We start from the raw sequence: 18,056 nt of genomic DNA, 5'->3' as shown, positions 1-18,056 counted from the left end.
GCCTCGTCGCCCCCGCGAAGGCGGGGGCCGCTGGCGGCCTTTTCCTGCGGCGCTGCATAAACCGATGGCGGCCCCCGCCTTCGCGGGGGCGACGATCATTGTCGCGTGGTCGCTACTTCGGCGCCAGCACCATCAGCATCTGGCGGCCTTCGGTGCGCGGGTGCGCTTCGACCTTCGCGACCTCGGCGGTCAGTTCGGCGACGCGCTGGAGCACGTTCAGGCCCAGCTGGGTGTGGCTCATCTCGCGGCCGCGGAAACGCATGGTCATCTTGACCTTGTCGCCTTCCTCAAGGAAGTCGAAGACCTTGCGCATCTTCACATCGAAATCATGGTCGTCGATGTTCGGACGCATCTTGATCTCCTTGATCTCCTGCGTCTTCTGGCTCTTGCGGGCGAGGTTCGCTTTTTTCTGCGCCTCATATTTGAATTTGCCCACATCGAGGAACTTGCACACCGGCGGGTCGGCGTTCGGGGACACTTCGACCAGGTCGAGCCCGACCTCGGCCGCCTGTTCGATTGCTTCGGCCGTCAGCATTACGCCCAGATTTTCGCCTTCCTCGTCGATCACGCGGACTTTGGGCGAGGCGATGAATTCATTATATCGCGGGCCGTTCTTCGGCGGCATTGGCGCCAGCGGGCGGCGAGTCATGGGCGGGCGTATAGCTGTGTCTCCTTGGTCGTTTCGATATGGGCGCGCGGCGTCGAAGCGCGGCGCACCCGCTGCTCATATAGTGATCGCGGCGCCGCCGTAAAGGTGGCGGCGGCCATTTGATGCCGCTTTTCGGCGCACTGTGGCCGCGCCGCCACTACATAGGCGCGCTCACCATTTCGTCGGCGCGGGATCGACGACGCGAAAGCCCCCGGCACCAATCTCGCTCACCTCGAGCGCCCGCTGCGCGATGCCGCGGTTGTTGAAGCGGAAAATGCCGTCGATGCCGCCGAAACCGTCGGCGGCGAGCAGCCGGTTTGCCGGGAAACTGGTCCCCGGCTTCCAGTCGCGCGCGATCCGCACGGTGAGCAGCACCGAGTCATAGCCAAGGCTCGCAAGCCGGTACGGCGCACGGCCGAAACGCGTGCGATATTTGGTCGCCAGCTGGCCATAGAGCCCGTCGGACACGCTCGCGAACCACGCGCCGCGCATCGCCGCATTGCCGCCCAGCGACGCGTCGGTATTCCACAGCTCGGTGCCCAGGATCTGGCGCGCGCCCGCGCCCTTGATCACCGGGACCGCGCGAATGGCGTTGCCGCCGCTGTCGGCGATCAGCACCGCGTCCATCGCGCCCGCATTGGCCAGCCGCCGCGCTGCGCCGGTCAGCGCGGTGGCGCTGCGGTCATAGCTTTCGAGCGCGACGAGCGTCCCGCCCGCCTCGGTCACTGCGGCGCGGAACGATGCCGCCGACCGATCGCCATAGACATTTTTCGGCACCAAAGCGCCGAACCGCTGATGCCCCTTGGCGCGCGAAAAGGCGACGATGCGCTCGACCGACTGGCCGGGGACGAAGCCCATGATGAACACGCCGTTGCCCGCGACGCTCGTATCGTTGGAAAAGCTCAGCACCGGAATTTTGGCGCCGCGGGCGATCGGCGCGACCGCGGCGACATCTTCGCTCAGCAGCGGCCCCAGGATCAGCTTGTTGCCGTCCGCGACCGCCTGCCGCGCCGCCGCGGCGGCGCCCAGCGCGGTGTCATAGGTGGTGATGCGCACGCGCTCGGTTCGCGAATCGAGCAGCGCCAGCGTCGTCGCATTGGCGATCGCGGTGCCGACGTCGGCATTGGGGCCCGTCTGCGGCACGAGCAGCGCGACGCGGTGGCGGTCGGTGTCGGTGGGCAGGCCGGGGCCGACGGTTTCGCCGGGATCGCTCGGCGGCGGTGTGGTTGCAGGGCCGCCGGTCTTCGGCACGACCTGGCATGCGGCGAGCACCCCCGCCAGCGCCACCGCACCCAGTCCGCGCAGCAATTGCCGCCGCGGCGACGCATTATTTTGGCGCTGGGCAGCAGTTTCTGCCATTTTCGGCGTCATGCCAGATTCGACCATCTCAGATTCTCCCTTGCCCGGTCTCTATATCGTCGCGACCCCCATCGGCAACCTCGGCGACATCGGCGCGCGCGCCGCGGCGACGCTGGCGTCGGCTGACCTGATCGCGGCGGAGGATACGCGCGTCACCGCCAAGCTGCTCGCGCACCTTGGTCTGCGCGTGCCGATGACCCCCTATCACGACCACAGCGACGAACGCACCCGCGCCGCGCTGGTTGCGCGGATGGCAAGCGAAGTCGTCGTGCTGGTGTCGGACGCGGGAACCCCGCTGATTTCGGACCCCGGTTACAAGCTGGTGCGCGACGCGCGCGCCGCCGGGCGTCATATCACCACCCTGCCCGGCCCGTGCGCCGCCATTGCCGCGATCACCCTGTCGGGCCTGCCCAGCGATCGTTTCCTCTTCGCGGGCTTCCTGCCGAACAAGGCCAAGGCACGCGCCGACACGATCGCCGAGTTCGCGAGCCTGCGCGCCACGCTGGTCTTTTACGAAAGCGGCCCGCGTCTCGCCGCGGCGCTGACGGCGCTCGCCGCCGGGCTCGGCAATCGCGAAGCGGCGGTCGCGCGTGAAATCACCAAGCTTTACGAAGAATGCGTGACGGGCCCGCTCGCCGAACTCGCCGCGCGCTATGAAGACGCGCCGCCCAAGGGCGAGATCGTCATCATCGTCGGCCCGCCCGGCGAAGCGGCCGCCGAAGACGCCGACGATGCGACGCTCGACGCCGCGCTGCACACCGCGATGGCCGACAAGCCCGTCGCTCAGGCGGCGAAGGCCGTCGCCAAACGCTTCGGCCGCGACCGCCACGAAATCTACGCCCGTGCGCTCGCGCTAAAGGATCAGGATTGACCCGCGCCGCCGCCGAAGCACGCGGCCGCCGCGCCGAGCGCCGCGCCGCCTGGTGGCTGCGCTTCCACGGCTGGCGCATTTTGGGGCAACGGCTGCGCGTCCCCGTCGGCGAAGTCGATCTGGTCGCGCGCCGCGGGCGCATCGTCGCCTTTATCGAGGTCAAATGGCGCGACCGCGCCGCCGACCTCGACCTCGCGATCGACCCGTATCGCCTGCGCCGCGTCGCTGCGGCGGCGGAAATGCTCAGCCCCCGCTTCGCCCGGCCGCACGACGACATACGCATCGACGTGATGCTCCTTGCGCCGCGGCGCCTGCCACGCCATCTGGTCCACGTCTGGCAGCCGTGAGGATGTCGAAAATATTCAAGCCCCTCCCCTTCAGGGGAGGGGCAGCGAGACTTGGCCCGGCGTCAGCCGGGACTTTAGTCGAGCGGGGTGGGGGCCATCGGCCTTGCACAACCTCGACAACCCCCACCCCAACCCCTCCCCTGAAGGGGAGGGGCTTGAGAAGGATAGAATAAAATGACCCTGCGCGCCGCGGTGCAAATGGACCCGATGGACAATATCAACATCGGGGGCGACAGCAGCTTTCACCTGATGCTGAAGGCGCTCGAACGCGGCTACGAGCTGTATCACTACGACGTGCGCGGGCTGACGTGGGAGGCCGGACGGCTGACGACGAAGGCGCACCGCGTGCTCGACGTGAAGCGCGAGGCGGGCGATCACTACCGCTTCGGCGACGAAGTCATGCTCGACCTCGGCCGCGACGTCGATGTCGTGCTGATGCGGCAGGACCCGCCCTTCGACCTCGGCTACCTCACCGGCACCTGGCTGCTCGAACGCATCCGCGATGAAACGCTCGTGGTCAACGACCCCGTATCGGTGCGCAACGCCCCCGAAAAGGTCTTCGTGCTCGACTATGCCGAATTTATGCCGCCGACGATGGTCACGCGCGATCTCGACGCGGTAAAGGATTTTCAGGTGCGCCACGGCGCCGTCGTCATCAAGCCGCTCCACGGCAACGGCGGCAAGGCGGTGTTCAGGATCGATGCCGACGGCAGCAACTTGGGCGCGCTCGTCGAACTGTTCGGTCAGGTGTGGCCGGAACCCTTCATGGTCCAGCAATTCCTGCCCAGCGTGCGTGAGGGCGACAAGCGCATCGTCCTCGTCGATGGCGAGGTCGCGGGCGCGATCAACCGCAAGCCCGGTGAGGGCGAGTTCCGGTCGAACCTCGCGGTCGGCGGTTATGCCGAGGCGGCCGAGCTGACTCCGCGCGAACAGGAAATCTGCGCCGCGCTCGGCCCCGCGCTTAAGGAACGCGGGCTGATCTTCGTCGGCATCGACGTCATCGGCGGCGAATGGCTGACCGAAATCAATGTCACCTCGCCCACCGGAATCGTCGCGATCGACCGCTTCAACAACAGCGACACCGCGGGCATGATCTGGGACGCGATCACGCGGCGGATCGGCGGATAGCGTCATTGCGAGGACCCCGGACTTGATCCGGGGGACGAAGCAATCTCCAGCTATCGATTCTGTGCTACGCAAGCTGGAGATTGCTTCGCTTCGCTCGCAATGACGGCTAGAGGTCGGCCAAACCCGATAAGGAAACCCTATTTCCCATGACCGAATTCATCCTCGATCTCATCCATTCGTGGGGCTATCTCGGCATCGCGATCCTGATGTTCCTCGAAAATGTGTTCCCGCCGATCCCGTCGGAGGTCATCATGAGCCTCGGCGGCGTGATGGTCGGACAGGGGCGCTTCGACTACTGGACATTGGTCGCGGTGGCGGTCGCGGGCACGACCTTCGGCAACTGGGTGTGGTACTGGATCGGCCGCTGGTACGGCTATGAACGGCTGAAACCGCTCGTCGACCGGCATGGCCGCTGGCTGACGCTCGACTGGGATGAGGTCGAAAAGCTGCACGACTGGTTCATCCGCTATGGCTCGGGCATCGTTTTCGTCATGCGCTTCATGCCGATCGCGCGGACGATGGTGTCGCTGCCCGCGGGGATGGTCGCAATGAACCAGGCAAAATTCCTCATCTGGACCGCCGCCGGCTCGACAATCTGGATCGCCGCGCTCGCCGGTGCGGGCAGCTGGTTCGGCAAGCAATTTTCCGAAGTCGAACGCTTCATCGGCCCCGTCGCGCTGATCGCAATCGGCTCGATCGTCCTGCTCTACATCTACCGCGTGGTGACATGGAAGCCGAAGGCGCGCGAGGATTGAACACTGCCGTCACAGCGGCGGAACCATGAATGACAGCAAGCGACCGAACCTAGCCGTCGCCCCCGCGAAGGCGGGGGCCGCTGTCGGTTTACACAGCGACGCAGGAAAAGGCCGATGGCGGCCCCCGCCTTCGCGGGGGCGACGGTAAATCGAAACGTCCGCTCCCCACCCCAAAGCCGCCCCCTTCGCGCTGCAAAACCCCTACCCCTCACCCCCAGTTCGGCTTAGGTTCATCTCCACCGCCCATATGTCTGTGGAATAGTCGGGCACGGGATCGCAAAATGATGACAAAAACCGCCGCCCTCCTCCTTCCGGTCATACTTCTTACGGCGCCCGCCGCGGCGCAGGGCGACGAAAGCCTGGCGCAATCGGCGGAGCCGCCGCAGCGCACCTCGGTCCTCTATACGTTCGGCGACGAACCCTGCCCCGAACCCAAGGGAGACGAGATCATCGTCTGCGCGCAGCGCCCCGAGGGTGATCGCTATCGGGTGCCCAAGGAATTGCGCGAGGAACTGAAGGACGACGCTCCGGCTGGCGGCGGCAGCTGGGCTTCGGCCGTCGCAGGCTATGAAAATATCGCGCGCCAGACGCGCCCCGACAGCTGCTCGCCCGTCGGCAGCTATGGTTACACCGGCTGCGCCGCGCTCGCGCTGCGCCAATGGTTCGAGGAACGCCGCGCCGCCACGCCCTGACGCGCGGCGGCGGCTTTGCGAAACCCAGCGTTTCCCCAGCGCTTGTTGACGGCGGGCGGCGCGCTCGCCTAGCTTTGCGCTCCCCCACAACAGGAGGTTATTATGCGCCGCATCGTCCCCCTCGCCGCCCTCGCCCTCACCGCCGCCACCGCAACGATCGTCGTCGCACAGAACGCCGGCGTTCCCGGCGCCCCCGACAAATCGCGCGTCGCCGCGGGCACCTATGCCGCCGATCCCGGCCACACGATGGTCGTCTGGGAAGTCGATCATTTCGGCTTCAGCAAATATACCGGCATTTTCGGTGACGTCACCGGAACGCTGGTGATCGATCCCGCCAATCCTGCCGCGGCGAAGGTCGATGTGACGATCCCCGTTGCCAAGGTGACGACCGCCAGCGCCGGGCTGACCGGCCACCTGCTGCGCGCGGGCAAGGATGGCGGCAAGCCCGACTTCTTCGGCGCCGCGCCTGCCGACGCCAAATTCGTGTCGAGCAGCGTCGTCCTTGATGACGAAGGCGACGAAGCCAAGGTCACCGGAAATCTGACGCTGAACGGCATCACCAGGCCCGTGACGCTCGACGTCGATTTCCACGGCGCCGGCACCAATCCGTTCAACAAGAAGGAAACGGTCGGCTTCCAGGCCGAAGCGACGATCAAGCGCAGCGATTTCGGGATCGCCTATGCCCTCCCCATGGTCAGCGACGCGGTCGAACTCGAAATCCACGCCGCCTTCGAAAAACAATAAGGCGCGACTTTCAGGAGAACGCGGCCGGGCCGTCCACCTCCCGGACGGCCCGGCGACCTTCCCGTGGTTCATCGCAGAGCCAGCACGCGCGACCTAGCATCTCCCCACTCAAGGGAGGATTCACATGCGTCCGCTGCTTCTCGCTCTCGCCGTCTGCCTCGCCGCGCCCGCCTTCGCGCAGGCAAACCCCCAGATCGACTATCCTGCGTTCGAGGCGCTGACCGCCCGCGTCGCGCCGCAGCGCGCGCAGCGCCTGCTCGCCTTCGACGCCTTCAAGGCCGCAGCCGCACAGCCCGGCACGCTGCTCTTCGATGCGCGGTCGAAGGACGCCTTTCAGCGCGGGCATATCAAGGGCGCGGTCAACCTGCCGCTCACCGACTTCACCGCCGACAGCCTTGCCGCGGTGATCGGCCCCGACGCGAACCGCCCGATCCTCATCTATTGCAACAATAATTTCTCGAACAACCGGAGCCCCGTGCCCGTCAAGGCCGCGGCGCTCGCGCTCAATATCCAGACCTTCATCAACCTCGTCGGCTATGGCTATCCCAACGTCGCCGAGCTCGCCGACGTCGTCGACTTCAATGACCCGAAGGTCGAGTGGGTGAAGGGGTAAGATCCCTCTGCTCGTCACCCCGGACTTGATCCGGGGTCCCGCTTGATGTCGAAGGCAGCGCGAGCCGCAAGAAGCGGGTCAAGCCCGCGATGACGAACTGTGGGCCACCCACGCAATTTTCGCACTCCCCCCTTGCCAAGCACGACATTTTGCATCACTAGGGCGCCCATGCGCACCGCCGCCCTTCTTCTTCTGCGACTTACACGCCCTTGGGCGTGACACTGGCTGCGCAGCTGTCGCGGCCACCCGCTCAAGGGTCCGATCGACACCGACGCAACCACCCGAAGAAGAAACCAAACCCATGACCATGCTCCGCGACCCCTCGGTCAAATACAGCGCCTTTCCGCAGGTTCCGCTCGCCACCCGCGACTGGCCCGGCCGCGTCACCACCAAGGCGCCGATCTGGCTCTCCACCGACATGCGCGACGGCAATCAGGCGCTGATCGACCCGATGGATGCCGAGAAAAAGGCGCGCTTTTTCGACCTGCTCTGCCGCATCGGCCTGAAAGAGATCGAGGTCGGTTTCCCCAGCGCCGGCGCGACCGAATATGACTTCATCTCGGGCCTCGTGCAGGGCGGCCGCATCCCCGACGATGTAACGCCCCAGGTCCTGACGCAAAGCCGCGCCGACCTGATCCGCACCAGCTTCGACAGCCTCGCGGGCGCCAAAACCGCGATCGTCCACGTCTACAACGCCGTCGCCCCCGCCTGGCGCAAGATCGTCTTCGGCATGGACAAGGCCGACATCAAGCAAATCGCGATCGACGGCGCAAAGCAGCTGCGCGACAATGCCGCGCGCCTGTCGCAAACAAACTGGCGGTTCCAGTACAGCCCCGAATGCTTCTCCACCACCGAGCTCGATTTCAGCATCGAGGTCTGCGAAGCGGTGATGGGCGTCCTCGCCCCCACCCCCGAAAACCCGATCATCCTCAACCTCCCCGCAACGGTCGAGGCGGCAACGCCGAACATCTACGCCGACCAGATCGAATATTTCGCCAAGAACCTGCCGAACCGCGACGCCGCGATCATATCCTTGCACACCCACAACGACCGCGGCACCGGCGTCGCGGCGGCCGAATTGGGCCTGCTCGCGGGCGCCGACCGCGTCGAGGGCTGCCTGTTCGGCAATGGCGAGCGCACGGGCAACACCTGCCTCGTCACCATCGCGCTCAACATGTACACGCAGGGCGTCGACCCCGGCCTCGACTTCTCGAACATCGACGAGGTCATCGCGACGGTCGAATATTGCAACCAGCTCCCCGTCCACCCGCGCCACCCCTATGGCGGAGAACTCGTCTACACCGCCTTTTCGGGCAGCCATCAGGACGCGATCAAGAAGGGCTTCGCCGCGCGCGAACGCCAGAATGACGAGCGCTGGGAAGTCCCCTACCTCCCCATCGACCCCGCCGACTTGGGGCGCAGCTACGAAGCGGTGATCCGCGTCAACAGCCAGTCGGGCAAGGGCGGCGTCGCCTGGGTACTCGAACAGGACAAGGGGCTGAAACTCCCCAAGAAGATGCAGGCAAGCTTCAGCCACATCGTCCAGGCGCTCGCCGACCAGACAAGCCGCGAGCTCGGCGCCGAGGACATCTGGCACGCGTTCGAGCGCCAGTATCTGACCACCGACGCCAAACGCTTCCAGCTCGTCGACTGGTCCGAGAGCCATGCCGGAACCGACCGCATCTTCGCCGGAAAACTCACCATCGACGGCGCCACGCGCAGCGTCAGCGGCCGCGGCAACGGCCTGATGAGCAGCGTCATCGCCGCGCTCGCAGAATCGGGCGGCCCGATCATGGACATCGTCGACTACAGCGAACATGCGATCGGCCAGGGCAGCAATGTTCAGGCCGCGGCTTACGTCGAATGCCGCACCGCCGACGGCAAGAGCCTGTTCGGCTGCGGCCTCGACACCGACGTCGCGACCGCCAGCGTCCGCGCGATTCTCAGCGCCGCGAATGGGACTTAGTCTAGGTGCTCACTCTTTAAAGTGCTTAAACGGCTAGACATTGCAATTCACGGCGCCGGTTTCGACTGCCAAGCTACCCAAATCGGGCTTCTCTTAAATTTGGCGTGCAACTCCGTACGAGCCTGCTCGAAATCAGGGTGATCCTTGTGTAGACCTTGTTTTGTCAGCGATTTGCATATTGCAACATGAGCATGTGCGGGGTGCTTGTTCCCTTGTGCGTCGCATTCGCACTCATCGACCACGCTTAGCGCTCGAGCCGTTCCAGCCTTAACCGCTCGAATTTCACTTGCTGGAAGTCCGCATAAGGCGAACAGGAGTTGATTCGGAACGACATCCAAGCGTTCAATCAGTTCCGAACAGCTGATCCCCAGCGGCTCCAGTCGCCACACTGAAAAACTTCCTGAAAGCAAATCTTCCTTTGGAATAATTGCTGCCTTGATATTTCCAGTCTTAGCGTTTCCGCTACGTGGATCAAATGCGGCCCTAACGATTATTTCTTGATCGTCGATTGTTCCGAAAGAAATGGGGTCTTGCTGCACCAATTCGCGCGGACAGCCCGTGCTGCATGCAGTCACAGCAGCGTGCTTCGCACTTCACTGATCGAAAAAAGTTCAGCTATCTTCGAGCTATCGCCAACGCCAAACTCAAGCGGGAAATTTTCGGTGCGAGGATACATCGTGCCGATCAAGCGACCGTTGCCATTTAATGTAAGCGCTAACGTCCTCTCATCGTCCTCCCACCGAAGTGCGATCGAGCCATCATTGTCAACTTCGACTTCAGGCTGCCGCGAGTACCGCATATATGCTGCAAGAATTCGCAGATCGCTTTTGACATACTCGCTCGGAGCGACTGAGGAAACACCGTTCCAGCCGTCTTCTAGTGTTTCTAGACTATCAATAATTTCCGTAAAATACGCGGAGGCGTTTGCATCTGATGACGCCCCGGAGGCCCAAGCCGCAATCCAGTTCAATACACCGCTCATATCGTTCGACGAGCTAGTTCCAACTATTTCTAACCTGTGCAGGTCAATACTACTGGCGAACCGATCTACATTAGAGCTGTTAACAAACGGCAAATCAGCTGACGGCGGGGCCGCAGCCACGCTCGTACCCGACACAAGCGACGCGAAGAAAAGAGGTATGGCAACTCGACGACGATCACAAAGTCGCGTGATTGGCTGCTTGAGGTCAAAGCCAGTCGCTACAGCCTCTACTGCATGCGCTTTGGCATCAAGCGCATCGACGGCGCTCGCCGGTGGAGCAAACTCCAGAGTGTTTGAGCTACTGTATAACATATGCGTAGCCACCAGAGATAATCTGCTCGACCTCTGTTGCAAGAGCATCGACTATCGCAACTGCTTTGTCCTTCTCAAAATCCACATGCCCAGGAACCGTATTTATGTCGAGCGTAAGGCCAACAACATGGGTTGACTGGACAGCAGGTGCGCTTGGCCCACCTGGTCCAATACCCATCGTGATAATTTGCGCGACTTGCGTCTGCCACCTACATACCCGGTTTATCGGTTGACCCGTCGCCGCATCTGCTTTTGGCACATTGAGCTGAAAAGCGAAATCAGATGCGCCAGCTCGGATGCTCATGCCTCCCACCAAATCTGCGGCTAGAGCTAACGCATCCTCCGGCCCCTGAACCACCTCCGCTAGATTTGCGACAATTGCGAGCCGCTGCGCCGGCTGAAACTCAAGTAGCTGCTTAGCATACTGAACCAATATCTTAAGCGCTGCGCCGACGTCGCCAATCATGGGCGGCCCGCTACCGGTCACTGAGGGCGGGGCCCCCTGTTGAGCAGACACCGTCAAATCAAATCGTCCGGGCATCGCGCTAACCGACACCTGAAAGTCTCCGATTACGCCAGAGGCAGAAGACTGCGGGGTACCGGGCGCAGCCCCTTGGAAATTTTGAGGCGACGATTGGAAAAGCTTCATCCAAGGCTGAAGGGCATCTGGCTGACCCGGTTTCAGCGCCGTGAAGAGTGCAAACTGCAATCCCTGTGCAGACCAGACCATTACCTGTCCCCTATGATTCGAACGCCCAATTACCTCTGATTATCGAATAATACTACAGTCGGTTGCCACTAACGCCCGCCTTGGGACAGCCATCCGGGCTGAAACTCATCTACAATCAAATTCCCCTTTCCTACCTTTCACCTATATGGTTCATTCTGACGGTTTCACCCAACCCGAAGGACGCACCCATGGACGATACCGCTCTTGATCCCGCCGCCACCCCCGCCCCCGTCAGCTATCACTGGACGCCGCGGCTCCAGCGCGACTTTCTCGAAGCCTTTGCCACCAACGGATCGGTGAAGATTTCGGCGGCAAAGGTCGGCATGTCGCCGTCCGCCGTCTATCAGCTCAAGCAGCGACCGCATGGCGCGGCGTTCAGGCTCGGCTGCGCGGCGGCGGTGCTGATCGCGCGCGGGCGGCTCGTCGACGAGCTGCTCGACCGCGCGATCTGGGGGCATGACGAGACGAGCACGGTGATGCGCGAAGAGGACCGCAGCTTCGTCAAGCGCCGCCGCATCGACAGCCGCCTCGGCCTCGCAATGCTCGCGCGGCTCGACCGCATGGTCGAGGTGCGCGCGAAGGCCGGCGAGGAGATGCTGGCGCAGGTCATCGCGGGCGACTGGCCGGGCTTTCTGTCGCTCTTCGACGCCGCCGCGGCGGCGCGCGATAACGCGAAGGATGCCGCCGAGGCACCCGCCGACGCCCCGGACGGCCTCGGCGCCGCGCTCGCGCTCTGGCTCGCTGCGCGCGACAATCGCGCCAACCCGCTCGCCGCGCTGTGGCGCGATACGGCGATCGCAAATGAAGTTGCGCAGTTTTCCGCCGATTCCGAAAGCGACCTCGACGCCGAACCGACCCCCGAGGAGGAAGCCGCGGCGATGACCGTTTGGGCCGACGATGTAACCGGCGAGCTGCGCACCAACTTCCCGCCGCCCGACGATTTCACCGGCATAGAAGAAGGCGCGTTCGGCGACGAGGATTATGAACGCACGCTGGGTCCCGACGAGGAGGAAGCGTGGCAGGCAGTGCGCCAGGCCGACGTCGCCCCGCTGCGCAAGGCCGGCGAAATCGCCCGCCGCGCCTTTTTCGGCCTGCCGCAGCCTGCGAATGATCCGGCACCTGGAGGACAAACGGCCCGAAAAAGCGCGCGCGGGTGAATTTGGCTGGTCCGCGGCCCGCGGTGCGCGACCGGGGTCAGGATCCTTGGATGCTGACCCTATGCTGCGCGCTGGTGCTCGATCATGGCGGCAGCGCGCAAGGTCGCGTTGCGCGTGTCGGTGGCGAGTTTCTTGACCTCGTTGGCGACCACGGCAAAGCCCCGCCCCGTCTCGCCCGCGCGGGCCGCCTCGATCGCGGCGTTGAGCGCAAGCAGGTTCGTCTGCGCCGCGATGTCGCGGATCGATTCGACGATGATACCCAGTTCGCCGTGCAGCCGCTCGCTTTCGCAAAGCTGCTGTTTGACCGCGCGCTCCAGTTCGATCTGATGCGTGATATCGCTGGCCAGTTTGAAGATCTTGATCATCTGGCCATCGTCGCCGACCACCGGATTATAGGTGGCCTGCAACCACACATCGCGTCCGTCGCGGGCGATGCGGCGATATTGCCCGCTATCGAACGCCCCGGCGCCCAGCTTGCGCCAGAATTGCGCATAATCGGGCGAAGCGGCATCGGCGGGGTCGCAAAATATGCGATGGTGGCGTCCGGCGATCTCGTCGAGCCGGTAACCCATGGTATCGAGAAAAAGCGGATTTGCCCACAAGACATGCCCGTGCGGATCGAATTCTATCACCGCCTGCGACCGGCATATCGCGTCCCACGCCGCAGCGCTGCTAGAATGATTGTGCATCAAAAGTCCCTTGGTCCAGCGATCATCCTTTGCGCAATCGTGGTAAAAAAGTGCCTAACAGGACGCCGGGGACGGTGTGGGAGCAGCAGGATGGCTTGCTTTCGCCGCCATCACCCGCGCCGTTCGGTGCAAAGTCCACTCGATCCTATAAATAATCGGTATTTATCGCTGCATTCGCGCCAAATAATTCTCGGCGCCCACATTTATTTCGTCGCCGCGTGCACAGAAAAAATCGCCACGACGATTCCGCATCCACCCGCCGCAATTTTTGGCCGCACCTTGACTTTTCGGGAGAAATCCTCCATATGGGTCTCGCTAACGTCGCCTGCGACGGAATTTGACGGCCTTCTGGGCAGACTTTTCCCTTCACATGCTACCAGCTCCGCCGGTGCTTTTGCCGGGGGATTTCCCGTTTTCGTGAAAGGAAACACTCTCATGGCCATCGGCACCGTAAAATTCTTCAACAATGACAAGGGCTACGGCTTCATCGAAAATGAAGACGGCTCGGGCGACAGCTTCGTCCACATCACCGCGGTTCAGGCCGCGGGCATGACGACGCTGAACAAGGAGCAGCGCGTCTCCTACGACCTCGAAACCGGCCGCAACGGCAAGGTTTCGGCGATCAACCTCCAGCAGGCCTGATCCTGATCCTCCGCGGCGGGCGGATGCGGCTTTGCTGCACCCGTCTGCCGCGGCGCATTCGCCGCGCCCGTCCGGGGCGCTCTCTCAACCTTCAACTCAAGCAATTTCTTTTAATTTCAAAGATAAAGATAAAAATGATGATTACACATAAGAACGGCCATTCGATTTTCCCCGCGCTGCCCGCGCTGTCGCTGGCTGGAACGGCGCTAACGGCGAAGTCGCCGCGCCGCCGCCGCCCGACGCTGTCGCGGCGCGAACTCCGGCGCCTGATCGCCGATATGGTCGACTGATCCGAACCCCCTTTTTTTCAGGAGCGCAGCCCGTGTCGGCCACCACCGAATTCTACCTCGCCCAAGCCGAAAAATGCACCGCCGATGCCGACGCCTCGGCGCTGGCGCAGGTGCGCGAACGCAATTTGCGCGCCGCTGCGGCGTGGCAGGCGATGGCCGACAAGCTGCTTCACACCGAACAATTGCGCGCCGAAAAGGACCGCCTCGCGGCGCAGGCGGCCCAGGCGGCCCGGTGACCTGACGGCCTAGTCGGCGCCGCAGGAGGCGGCGCGGGCGAGCAGCCAGTCGCGTTCGCGATCGTTGGCCGACAAGGCGGCAGCCGCTTCGAATGCGCCCTTGGCTTCGGCCTTGCGCCCGGCGCGCAGCAGGAAGTCTCCGCGTGCCGCGGGCAGCGGGACATAGTTGCGCAGCGCCGCTTCGTCGGCGATCGCATCGACCAGCGCCAGTCCCGCTTCGGGGCCGAACGCCATGCCGTGCGCGACCGCGCGGTTGAGTTCGACCACCGGCGACGGCATCACCTGCCCCAGCCGGTCGTAAAGCGCGGCGATGCGCCGCCAGTCGGTGTCCTCGGCGCGCCGCGCCCGGGCATGGCACGCCGCGAGCGCCGCCTGCAACGCATAGGGTCCGTCGGCGCCGCCCAGCGCCTCCGCCTGCGCCAGTGCTTTCAGCCCGCGGTGGATCAGCAACTGGTCCCAGCGCGCCCGGTTCTGCTCGGTCAGCGGCACGAACCTGCCGTCCGGCCCGGCGCGCGCCGCCAGCCGCGACGCCTGAATCTCCATCAGCGCCAGCAGGCCGAGCACTTCGGGCTGCTCGGGCATCAGCCCGGCCAGGATGCGCCCCAGCCGCTGCGCCTCGGCGCACAGCGGCGGCCGCACCAGCGACGGCCCGGCGGTTGCGGCATAACCTTCGTTGAAGATCAGATAGACGACCTCCAGCACCGAGGGCAGCCGCGCTGCCAGCTCGGCGCCCCGCGGCACCTCGAACGCCAATCCTGCCCTGGCGATCGCCTTCTTGGCCCGGGTGATCCGTGCCGCAATCGCCGCTTCGTTCGACAGAAAGGCCCGGGCAATTTCTTCGACCGTCAGCCCGCCGACCAGCCGCAGCGTCAGCGCGGCGCGCCCTTCGGCGCCGATCACCGGGTGGCACGCGGCAAAGATCAATCCGAGCAGTTCGTCGCCCAGCGGATCGTCCAGCGCCACCTCCATGGCCTCCGCGCTCATGCCCTGCTCCTCGTCAAGTTCGCGGGCAATTTCGGCGTGCTTGCGGCCTTGCATCGTCGTGTGCCGGATACCGTCGATCGCACGTCGCTTTGCTGCCGCCATGAGCCAGGCGCCGGGATTGGCCGGCACGCCGCTTTTGGGCCATTCGGTCAGCGCGACGAGCAAAGCATCCTGTGCCAGCTCCTCGGCACGATCGACATCGCGAACGATGCGCGCCAGTCCGGCAATCAGCCTGGCGCGTTCGATCCGATAGACCGCCTCGATTGCCCGATGGGTGTCGTCCGCTGCCATGCCCGCCTTGTCCGCGAAATGCGCCGGCGAGGCAAGCATGGCAACGAAACGGCGGCCTTATTCGCCCGCCATCTTCTCGGTGATCCGCTCATATCGCTCGGTGGCTTCGGGGGTAAGCACCTCGCTGAAATCCTCCATTTCATAGAAGGGACGGATTTCCAGATCGCTCGGCCCCGGCATCGGATTGGGGCAACGCTTGGCCCAGGCAACCGCCTCGTCCATGTCCTTGACTTCCCAGATCCAATAACCCGCGACCAGTTCACGTGCCTCCGCAAACGGACCGTCGATCACCGTGCGGCTGGCGCCGTCGAAGTGGATCCGCTTGCCGTGCGACGACGGCTTCAGCCCGTCGCCCGCGACCATCACGCCGGCGTTGACCAGTTCCTCGTTGAACTTGCCCATCGCATCGAACATTTCCTGCATTTCTTCGACCGGACCCAAGCCCTTTTCGCTGTCCTCGGTCGCCTTGACGAATACCATCACGCGCATTGATCTTCTCCTCATTGGCGGGGCCAACAGCGGCCTCCTATGCTGACGACGAACGAACCCGGCCAGAATCGACAAATGGGCAAAAAAATATTCGGCGCGCAACTGACGGTATCGCCGACCATAGGCGCTGCCGCGACCTGCGGGATCGCCGCTGCCTATCATGCGGCCTTGATCAGCGATCCCGGCGTCGAAAAGCGCTGGCGATATTCATGCGGTGACAAGCCGATCAGGCGGTGGAACAGCTTGCGGAACGCCGCGGCATCCTCATACCCCACGCTCCACGCAATCTGATCGACCGTGCGCCGCGTAAACTCCAGCAGCTCGCGCGCCTTGCCGACGCGCAGATGCTGGACATATTCGACCGGGGTCATGCCCGTCGCCGCCTTGAAGCGCCGCTGAAAGGTCCGCTCCTCCATCCCTGCCTCGCCCGCCATCTCGGCGACCGCGACGGGACCGGCGCCGCGCGCCTGCAACCAATGCTGGACCTTCAGGATCGGTTCGTCGCCGTGGGTCATCGCCGGTGCGAAGCTCGCGTAATTTTTCTGCTCGCGTCCCGACGGATCGATCAGCAGGAAGCGCGCTGTTTCGATCATCACCGTCGGGCCGAGCAGGCGCTCGACGATACGCAGACCCAGGTCGGTCCACGCCATCAGCCCGCCCGCGGTGACGATGTCGCCGTCATCGACGACCATCCGGTCGGCCTCCATCCGCACATCAGGAAAGCGGCGCCGGAACTCCTCGGCAAAAAACCAGTGCGTCGTCGCTGGGCGCCCCGCGAGCAACCCCGTCGCGGCGAGGGCAAAGGCGCCACCGCAGTTCGACGCAAGCACCGCGCCGTGCGCGTGCCGGTCGAGCAGCCAGTGCGCATAGGGCTCGACCTCGCCCGGCTCGAGCAGCTTGTGCAGGCTGCCCGGCACGATTAGCACCGCCGGCGAATTGTCGGCCGCTTCGTCAGGATGGCTGTCGCGGCACCGCGCAAAGCCCCCCGCCTCCTGCAATCGCCAGTGGCTGACGCGCACCGGACGCCGCCCATGCTCGACGGCAAAGCGGCCCGCGACGTCGAAAAGATCGGTGATGCCGTGGATCATCCCCATCTGGCAGTCGGGATAGATCATCAATCCGACCTCGATCATCGGCACAATGGCCGCGTCGGGCAGCGTCAGCTTGGGCATATCGGCTCCTTTGTCGGAATCAGCCCGGATAATGTCGTGTCCGCCAATCCCGCGCAAGCGCGGTCCGTCCTATTTCCATCGCATCGGGACGGACACGCCGCCCCTCCAGACTGAAAGGAACTACGACATGACCAGCATCACGACCAAGGACGGCACCAACATCTTCTTCAAGGACTGGGGTCCGCGGGATGGGCAGCCGATCATCTTCTCGCACGGCTGGCCGCTCAGCGCCGACGCCTGGGACGCCCAGATGGTGTTCTTCGCCAATCAGGGTTTCCGCACCATCGCCCACGACCGCCGCAGCCACGGCCGTTCGGATCAGGTGTGGGACAACAATAATATGGATCGATACGCCGACGACCTCGCCGAACTGATCGAACAGCTCGACCTGAGAGACGTCATCCTCGTCGGCCACTCGACCGGCGGCGGCGAGGTCACCCGTTACATCGGCCGGCATGGCACGGGCCGCGTCGCCAGGATCGCGCTGATCGGCGCGGTTCCACCGCTGATGCTCAAGACCGAAGCCAATCCCGGCGGCCTGCCGCTCGACGTTTTCGACGGCATCCGCAAGGCCACCTTCGATAACCGCCCGCAATTCTTCAAGGATCTGACGATTCCCTTCTACGGCTATAACCGCGACGGCGCGGTGGTCAGCGAAGCGGTCCGCGACGAATTTGTGCGGCAGGGCATGATGGGCGGGCTCAAGGGCCAGCTCGACAGCATCCGCGCCTTTTCGGAAAGCGACTTCAACGAGGATCTGAAGAAGTTCGACAAGCCGACGCTCGTCCTTCACGGCGACGACGATCAGATCGTGCCCGTCGATGCCTCGGCCCGCGCCACGGTGAAGATCGTCAAGCAGGCGGTGCTCAAAATCTACGAAGGCGCCGACCATGGCCTGACCGTCACCCATCAGGACCGGTTCAACGCCGACCTTCTGGATTTCATCAACAGCTGATAC

21 protein-coding genes and 1 pseudogene are annotated in these 18,056 nt (G+C 64.2%); 13 read left to right on the top strand and 9 right to left on the bottom strand.

Features of this window, described 5'->3' with window-relative positions:
* Positions 1–112: 112 nt before the first annotated feature.
* Positions 113–649 (bottom strand): translation initiation factor IF-3, encoded by a 537-nt coding sequence (gene infC, locus VSX77_RS13690; protein ID WP_338425161.1) that lies wholly within the window; start codon positions 647–649, stop codon positions 113–115.
* Positions 650–820: 171 nt separating this feature from the next.
* Complete coding sequence (locus VSX77_RS13685; RefSeq protein WP_422397231.1) at positions 821–2,008, bottom strand: penicillin-binding protein activator; 1,188 nt, start codon at positions 2,006–2,008, stop codon at positions 821–823.
* 10 nt (positions 2,009–2,018) lie between these two features.
* Here VSX77_RS13685 and rsmI point away from each other — a divergent pair, with 10 nt between their 5' ends.
* The 8 genes from rsmI (at position 2,019) to leuA (ending at position 9,124) form a co-directional block, all read left to right on the top strand.
* Positions 2,019–2,879 carry a 16S rRNA (cytidine(1402)-2'-O)-methyltransferase gene (gene rsmI / locus VSX77_RS13680; RefSeq protein ID WP_338425160.1) on the top strand — a complete coding sequence of 287 codons (861 nt, stop codon included), beginning with the start codon at positions 2,019–2,021 and terminating at the stop codon, positions 2,877–2,879.
* Entirely contained in the window at positions 2,876–3,226 is a 351-nt protein-coding gene (locus tag VSX77_RS13675; protein ID WP_338425159.1) for a YraN family protein, read from the top strand. The genes rsmI and VSX77_RS13675 overlap by 4 nt, the downstream gene beginning before the upstream one ends.
* A gap of 174 nt (positions 3,227–3,400) precedes the next feature.
* Positions 3,401–4,354 carry a glutathione synthase gene (gene gshB, locus VSX77_RS13670; RefSeq protein WP_338425158.1) on the top strand — a complete coding sequence of 318 codons (954 nt, stop codon included), beginning with the start codon at positions 3,401–3,403 and terminating at the stop codon, positions 4,352–4,354.
* A gap of 146 nt (positions 4,355–4,500) precedes the next feature.
* A complete protein-coding gene (locus tag VSX77_RS13665; RefSeq protein WP_338425157.1) occupies positions 4,501–5,109 on the top strand; it encodes a DedA family protein in 609 nt (202 codons plus the stop codon).
* A 281-nt stretch (positions 5,110–5,390) separates the two neighbouring features.
* Positions 5,391–5,801 carry a hypothetical protein gene (locus tag VSX77_RS13660; protein ID WP_338425156.1) on the top strand — a complete coding sequence of 137 codons (411 nt, stop codon included), beginning with the start codon at positions 5,391–5,393 and terminating at the stop codon, positions 5,799–5,801.
* 102 nt (positions 5,802–5,903) lie between these two features.
* Complete coding sequence (locus VSX77_RS13655; RefSeq protein ID WP_338425155.1) at positions 5,904–6,545, top strand: YceI family protein; 642 nt, start codon at positions 5,904–5,906, stop codon at positions 6,543–6,545.
* 124 nt (positions 6,546–6,669) lie between these two features.
* Complete coding sequence (locus tag VSX77_RS13650; RefSeq protein WP_338425154.1) at positions 6,670–7,158, top strand: rhodanese-like domain-containing protein; 489 nt, start codon at positions 6,670–6,672, stop codon at positions 7,156–7,158.
* Between the two features lie 301 nt (positions 7,159–7,459).
* On the top strand, positions 7,460–9,124 hold the full coding sequence (gene leuA, locus VSX77_RS13645; RefSeq protein WP_338425153.1) for a 2-isopropylmalate synthase: 1,665 nt from the start codon (positions 7,460–7,462) through the stop codon (positions 9,122–9,124).
* Positions 9,125–9,171: 47 nt separating this feature from the next.
* Here the strand turns inward: leuA and VSX77_RS13640 are convergent, their stop codons facing one another.
* The 3 genes from VSX77_RS13640 to VSX77_RS13630 are packed head-to-tail and all read right to left on the bottom strand — an operon-like array spanning position 9,172 to position 10,884.
* Positions 9,172–9,663, bottom strand: coding sequence for a hypothetical protein (locus VSX77_RS13640; RefSeq protein WP_338425152.1), 492 nt, complete (start codon positions 9,661–9,663; stop codon positions 9,172–9,174).
* A gap of 32 nt (positions 9,664–9,695) precedes the next feature.
* Positions 9,696–10,418, bottom strand: coding sequence for a hypothetical protein (locus tag VSX77_RS13635; protein ID WP_338425151.1), 723 nt, complete (start codon positions 10,416–10,418; stop codon positions 9,696–9,698).
* Positions 10,405–10,884: a hypothetical protein gene (locus VSX77_RS13630; protein ID WP_338425150.1), complete on the bottom strand. Its 480-nt coding sequence runs from the start codon at positions 10,882–10,884 to the stop codon at positions 10,405–10,407. Before VSX77_RS13630 ends, VSX77_RS13635 begins: the two co-directional genes overlap by 14 nt.
* 452 nt (positions 10,885–11,336) lie before the next feature.
* Here VSX77_RS13630 and VSX77_RS13625 point away from each other — a divergent pair, with 452 nt between their 5' ends.
* Positions 11,337–12,305, top strand: coding sequence for a hypothetical protein (locus tag VSX77_RS13625; RefSeq protein WP_338425149.1), 969 nt, complete (start codon positions 11,337–11,339; stop codon positions 12,303–12,305).
* A 59-nt stretch (positions 12,306–12,364) separates the two neighbouring features.
* On the opposite strand, the gene VSX77_RS13620 is transcribed toward VSX77_RS13625, so the two are convergent.
* Positions 12,365–12,994, bottom strand: a complete 630-nt coding sequence (locus VSX77_RS13620; protein WP_338425148.1) for a methyl-accepting chemotaxis protein — start codon at positions 12,992–12,994, stop codon at positions 12,365–12,367.
* A gap of 435 nt (positions 12,995–13,429) precedes the next feature.
* Here VSX77_RS13620 and VSX77_RS13615 point away from each other — a divergent pair, with 435 nt between their 5' ends.
* From VSX77_RS13615 to VSX77_RS13605, 3 genes are all read left to right on the top strand, one after another.
* On the top strand, positions 13,430–13,636 hold the full coding sequence (locus VSX77_RS13615) for a cold-shock protein (RefSeq protein WP_338425147.1): 207 nt from the start codon (positions 13,430–13,432) through the stop codon (positions 13,634–13,636).
* Between the two features lie 137 nt (positions 13,637–13,773).
* Entirely contained in the window at positions 13,774–13,926 is a 153-nt protein-coding gene (locus VSX77_RS13610) for a hypothetical protein (protein ID WP_338425146.1), read from the top strand.
* A 32-nt stretch (positions 13,927–13,958) separates the two neighbouring features.
* Entirely contained in the window at positions 13,959–14,162 is a 204-nt protein-coding gene (locus tag VSX77_RS13605; RefSeq protein WP_338425145.1) for a hypothetical protein, read from the top strand.
* Positions 14,163–14,171: 9 nt separating this feature from the next.
* On the opposite strand, the gene VSX77_RS13600 is transcribed toward VSX77_RS13605, so the two are convergent.
* The 3 genes and pseudogenes from VSX77_RS13600 to VSX77_RS13590 all read right to left on the bottom strand — a co-directional run bounded on the left by VSX77_RS13600 (position 14,172) and on the right by VSX77_RS13590 (position 17,098).
* Positions 14,172–15,437, bottom strand: coding sequence for an RNA polymerase sigma factor (locus VSX77_RS13600; RefSeq protein ID WP_338425144.1), 1,266 nt, complete (start codon positions 15,435–15,437; stop codon positions 14,172–14,174).
* Between the two features lie 138 nt (positions 15,438–15,575).
* Positions 15,576–15,926 (bottom strand): annotated as a pseudogene (locus VSX77_RS13595) (YciI family protein); the annotation flags it as partial.
* A gap of 158 nt (positions 15,927–16,084) precedes the next feature.
* The gene (locus tag VSX77_RS13590) at positions 16,085–17,098 is read right to left on the bottom strand and encodes a GlxA family transcriptional regulator (protein WP_338425143.1); all 1,014 of its coding nucleotides are present in this window, start codon (positions 17,096–17,098) and stop codon (positions 16,085–16,087) included.
* 127 nt (positions 17,099–17,225) lie between these two features.
* Between VSX77_RS13590 and VSX77_RS13585 the strand changes: the two genes are divergently transcribed.
* Positions 17,226–18,053 carry an alpha/beta fold hydrolase gene (locus tag VSX77_RS13585; protein WP_338425142.1) on the top strand — a complete coding sequence of 276 codons (828 nt, stop codon included), beginning with the start codon at positions 17,226–17,228 and terminating at the stop codon, positions 18,051–18,053.
* The last annotated feature ends 3 nt before the right edge of the window (positions 18,054–18,056 follow it).

It is taken from the genome of Sphingopyxis sp. TUF1, assembly GCF_036687315.1.
GTDB lineage: Bacteria > Pseudomonadota > Alphaproteobacteria > Sphingomonadales > Sphingomonadaceae > Sphingopyxis > Sphingopyxis kveilinensis.
This window is presented reverse-complemented; position numbering and strand designations above follow the sequence as displayed.